General features: G+C 57.8%; 4 protein-coding genes. All 4 read right to left on the reverse strand.

All coding sequences use genetic code 11. From position 1 onward, the window contains the following. Positions 1-88 precede the first annotated feature (88 nt). A complete protein-coding gene (gene ggt / locus AAEZ03_RS25545) occupies positions 89-1,756 on the reverse strand; it encodes a gamma-glutamyltransferase (RefSeq protein WP_350582474.1) in 1,668 nt (555 codons plus the stop codon). A gap of 116 nt (positions 1,757-1,872) precedes the next feature. Then, positions 1,873-2,784 carry a LysR family transcriptional regulator gene (locus tag AAEZ03_RS25550; RefSeq protein WP_278942449.1) on the reverse strand — a complete coding sequence of 304 codons (912 nt, stop codon included), beginning with the start codon at positions 2,782-2,784 and terminating at the stop codon, positions 1,873-1,875. 101 nt (positions 2,785-2,885) lie between these two features. After that, on the reverse strand, positions 2,886-3,476 hold the full coding sequence (gene mdaB / locus AAEZ03_RS25555; protein ID WP_153335528.1) for an NADPH:quinone oxidoreductase MdaB: 591 nt from the start codon (positions 3,474-3,476) through the stop codon (positions 2,886-2,888). 171 nt (positions 3,477-3,647) lie between these two features. Then, entirely contained in the window at positions 3,648-4,412 is a 765-nt protein-coding gene (locus AAEZ03_RS25560; RefSeq protein ID WP_282363898.1) for a sulfite exporter TauE/SafE family protein, read from the reverse strand. Between the last annotated feature and the right edge of the window lie 149 nt (positions 4,413-4,561).

The following is a 4,561-nucleotide window of genomic DNA, read 5'->3' on the forward strand; positions in this document are numbered from 1 at the left end:
AGATCGGTTGAATCCCTGGCTTTTCCTCGCGATCTTTTAGAAAGATCAAAAGATCGCGAGGCAAGCTCGCTCCTACAGAGTTGAAAGGCTACTTCACAACTTTGCCTACGCCACGGCCGCGTGGGTCGGAGGCGGTTTCCAGGGCGGTGCCGTTAACGCGGATGGCCTGGATGTCGCCCATGTTCCAGCCCTGATCTTCCAGGGTGTAGCCCATAGCTTTGAGCTCATCCGCGACTTTGCCGGTCAGCGGTGCGTAAGCGTCGTAGTAGATGGTGTCTTTAGGCAACAACTGGTGATGCACGCGCTGCGCCGCCACGGCTTTTTCCAGCGGCAGGTCGTAGTCGTAGATGTTGTTCAGCACCTGAAAGATCGAGGTAAAGATCCGCGAACCGCCCGGCGTGCCGAGTACCAGTGTGACCTTGCCATCGCGTGTGACCAGGCTTGGGCTCATCGACGACAACATACGTTTGCCCGGCTCGATGGCGTTGGCATTACCGCCCACCACACCAAAAGCGTTGGCCACGCCCGGCTTGGAGCTAAAGTCGTCCATTTCATCGTTGAGCAAGAAACCCGCGCCTTTAACCACAACGCCGCTGCCGTAATCCCAGTTAAGCGTGTAGGTGTTGCTCACGGCGTTGCCGTCTTTATCGACGATGGAGAAGTGTGTGGTCTGATGCGGTTCCAGACCCGGTTTGACCTTGGCGGTTTCGGAAATCGCTTTCGGGTTCACTTCTTTCGCACGCTTGGCGATGTACGCCGGGTCAGTCAGCTCAGCCACCGGCATTTTGCCGAAGTCCGGGTCGCCCAGGTAATCGGCACGGTCAGCAAACACGCGCTTTTCGATTTCCGCCAGCAGGTGAATGTACGGGGCCGAGTTCAGCTCCACACCTTTAAAGTCTGCCGCGCGGTCTTCTTTAATGCCGATCAGTTGCGCCAAGGCGATGCCGCCCGAACTTGGCAGCGGTGCGGTGTACAAGGTGTTGCCACGGAAATCGACACGCATCGGCTCACGCCAGCTGACCTTGTAGTCATTGAGGTCTTCTTTGGTGATCAGGCCTTTGTCTTTTTGCATTTGCGCGACCAGCAGGTCGGCAGTTTCACCGTGGTAGAACTCTTTGGCGCCTTTATCAGCGATGCGCTCCAGGGTCTTGGCCAGTTCTGGCTGCTTGAAGGTTTCGCCCGGCTTCATCGTGCCGAAGTAATCGCCGAAGTTGGTGGTGCCGTTAAACAGCGCCAGCGCATCTTCGCGGTACTGGAATTGCTGGTCGGCCACCTTGAAACCATTTTTTGCATAACCCACGGCCGGGGTGATCAGCTCGGCCCATGGCAATTTGCCGAAGCGCTGATGCGCCTCCCACAAGCCCATGACCGTACCCGGCACGCCCGCCGCACGGGAGCCCACCAGGCTGAGGTTTTCGATGACTTCGCCTTTGTCATTGAGGTACATATCGCGGCTGGCCGCTTTGGGCGCGGTCTCGCGATAGTCGAGGAAGTAGGGTTTGCCATTAATGAACAAAGTCATGAAACCGCCGCCACCAATGTTGCCGGCTTCGGGGTATGTCACGGCCAGGGTGAAGGCCGTCGCGACGGCGGCATCGACCGCGTTACCGCCTTTTTTGAGGATTTGCGCTGCCACTTCAGCGCCGTATTGATCCGGTGCAGCCACTGCGCCGCCTTCCAGAGTGACGGCATACGCCGAGGAGCTGGCGGCAATGGCCGCCGTCAAGGCCAGGGTTTTGAACCACACAATACGCATTCGCTACTTCCTTTTATTGTTATCAACTGTTGCCGAACCTTGTCTGATTTCGTCAAAAATTTCAAACAGTAAAAGGAAAACTGCGTAGCGCCGCACACCCTGCCAATGTCAGCCCGTCAGTCTTTGAAATACGGCGCTGCATAGCTCGCCAGCTTGGTCTGGATAAAGTCCAGAAAGCATTGAATGCGCAACGCCAACTGCGAGTTGCGGTAGTACACGGCATGAATGGGCTGGCGATAGCCGCTATTGAATTCGCCCAGCAGCACCTGCAAGCGCCCGGCGCTGATGTCTTCCTGGGTCATGAAGTGCGACAGGCAGGCAATGCCTTGCCCTTGCAGCGCCAAGTGGCGAACGGTTTCGCCGCTGGAGGCGCTGATGGCCGGCTGGATGGGCCAGCGATCACCTTGGGCAAACCGCAACGGCCATTGGTTGAGGCCGTCGTTTTGGGTAAAGCCGATCAGGGTGTGGTTGGCCAGCTCGGCCACGCTGTTGGGTACACCGTGCCGGGCGATGTACTCGGGGCTGGCCAGAATATTGAGCGGGCTGCAGCCCAATGAACGGGCGTGCAAGGTCGAGTCCGCCAGCGTGCCGATGCGGATCGCGATGTCGGTGCTTTGCTCTAGCAGGTCGATGATCAGGTCGTTGCTGTTGAGTTCCAGCTGGATCTCGGGGTACAGCGCCCGGAACTCGGGGAGGTACGGCACGATGGCGTGCAGCATGAACGGCGCCGCCGCGTTGATGCGCAGACGCCCGGACGGTGTGCGCTGGTGCGAAATGAGGCGTTCTTCAAGCTCGTCCATTTGCTCAAGAATCAACTTGGCCTGCTCGAAGAAGAACTTGCCCTCTTCGGTCAGGTCCATGCGCCGCGTGGTGCGATTGATCAGCGTGGTCTCGAGCTTGGCCTCCAGCCTTGACAGCGTGCGGCTGACGGCCGAAGGCGTTTGCCCGGCTTGCTCGGCAGCGGCGGAGATCGAGCCGCACTCAATCACCGAGACAAATATTTGCAGCTCATCGGATCTGGCTTTCACACATGCCCCTCATTGATAACGACTGATAGTAGTCGCTAGTAGCCGCTGACGAGCGGAGCGAGGCTGCGATCGGCGGCGAAGCCGTCGTGAAATGCGTCAGGTTACACGTCGAGGCCGAAGACTTCGCTCAAGTGTTGCTCGTAACGCGCCGCGTCAACATCCGGTTGCGGGCGTTTCATGACGTCGACACACAGAAAGGTCGGCAAGCCGGTCATGCCCAAAAACTGGTTGGCTTTGTGGAATGGAAAGTACACCGCATCCACGCCTTTGCCTTCAAAGAAGTCGGCCGGGTCTTCAAACGCTTGCTGCGGTGCGTTCCAGGTCAGCGACAGCATGTACTGTTTGCCCTGGATCAAGCCACCGCTGCCATAACGCTGCGACGCATCGGAACGGGTGCGACCATCGCTGGCGTAGAGTTTGCCATGCCCCTGGGTGAAGACTTCGTCGATGTATTTTTTGACGATCCACGGCGCGCCCATCCACCAGCCCGGCATTTGGTAAATTACTACGTCGGCCCACAGGTATTTTTCGACTTCTTCGGCCACGTCGTAGCCTTCGTCGATGTGGGTGACGTTGACTTCAAAACCCTGACGATCAAAAAAGGCCAGCGCGGTGTCGTGCATGGTCAGGTTGTAGCGGCCATCGGAGTGGGCGAATTTTTTAGCGCCATTGAGTAACAGAATTTTTTTCATGAGCAGCCTCTTCAGGAGTTAACCCTCAGCGCTGTTGAGCGGCACGGGGGTCTTAAAGGTTTAAAACGTAGGGCAACGATATAGAGCCCAGCCTTTAGGAAAAACCCGCGTTAAAGCAAATTACCTTTGCGCACAGATCACGAATAACTATCAGATTGTTGCCAATCAGCTTTAGCCGCTGATCAATAAATGAGCACCCAACACGGCCATGCCGACAAAGAACACGCGCTTGAACAACGCGGCGCTGATGCGTTGACGCAAACATTGCCCCAGCCACATGCCCAGCATCGCGGGCAACAGCGCCAGCACCGAGGCATTCAGTTCGCCACCGCCCAACGCGCCGCGCCAATAAAGCCCGGCCGCCAGGGCAAGGGTCGAGACGCTGAAGGACAAACCCAAGGCCTGGACCAATTGGTTTTTGTTCAAGCTCAGGGCTTGCAAGTACGGCACGGCAGGAATCACAAAGACGCCGGTGGCCGAGGTGATGATACCTGTGATCAACCCACAGACCGGTCCCGCCCAGCGCTCGGCAGACGCCGGCACGTGCAGGGCTGGTAGAAACAGCCCGACCAGGGCGTACAGCAACAAAGCCGCGCCCAGTGCGCGCACGGCCCAACCGCCGCTGTCGACGCTCAGCCACAGCACGCCAAGCCCCGTACCCAAGAAGATGCCCACTTGCATGGACCACAAGCGCTTGATCAGCTCGCGCAGTTGCCCGCCGGCCACCAGTTGCCAGGTATTGGTGACGATGGAAGGGATGATCAGCAGCGCTGCAGCCTGCGCCGGAGCGATAGCCAGACCGAGCATGCCCATGGCGACGGTGGGCAAGCCCAGGCCAATCATGCCTTTGACCGTTCCCGCCAGCAGAAAAGTGATCATCACCAGCAGTGACAAGGCCCAGCCCAAGTGTTGGTAGTACGCGATTAATGTATTCATGTGGCCATGCTGGGGGATGGCGCAAGGTTTGAAAATGCGTCATACATTGAGTCAGACTCTTGCTTAGCAATAGGCAGAACAATCCCCCCTGTAGGAGCGAGCTTGCCTCGCGATCTTTTTAAAAGATCAAAAGATCGCGAGGCAAGCTC

Origin of the sequence: Pseudomonas sp. HY2-MNA-CIBAN-0224 (assembly GCF_040310285.1) — a bacterium.
GTDB classification, from domain to species: Bacteria; Pseudomonadota; Gammaproteobacteria; order Pseudomonadales; family Pseudomonadaceae; genus Aquipseudomonas; species Aquipseudomonas helleri.

Coding starts and splice junctions, on each gene's coding strand:
- ggt (WP_350582474.1), bottom strand. CDS start 1,756: ATGCGTATTGTGTGGTTCAAAACCCTGGCCTTGACGGCGGCCATTGCC.
- mdaB (WP_153335528.1), bottom strand. CDS start 3,476: ATGAAAAAAATTCTGTTACTCAATGGCGCTAAAAAATTCGCCCACTCC.
- AAEZ03_RS25560 (WP_282363898.1), bottom strand. CDS start 4,412: ATGAATACATTAATCGCGTACTACCAACACTTGGGCTGGGCCTTGTCA.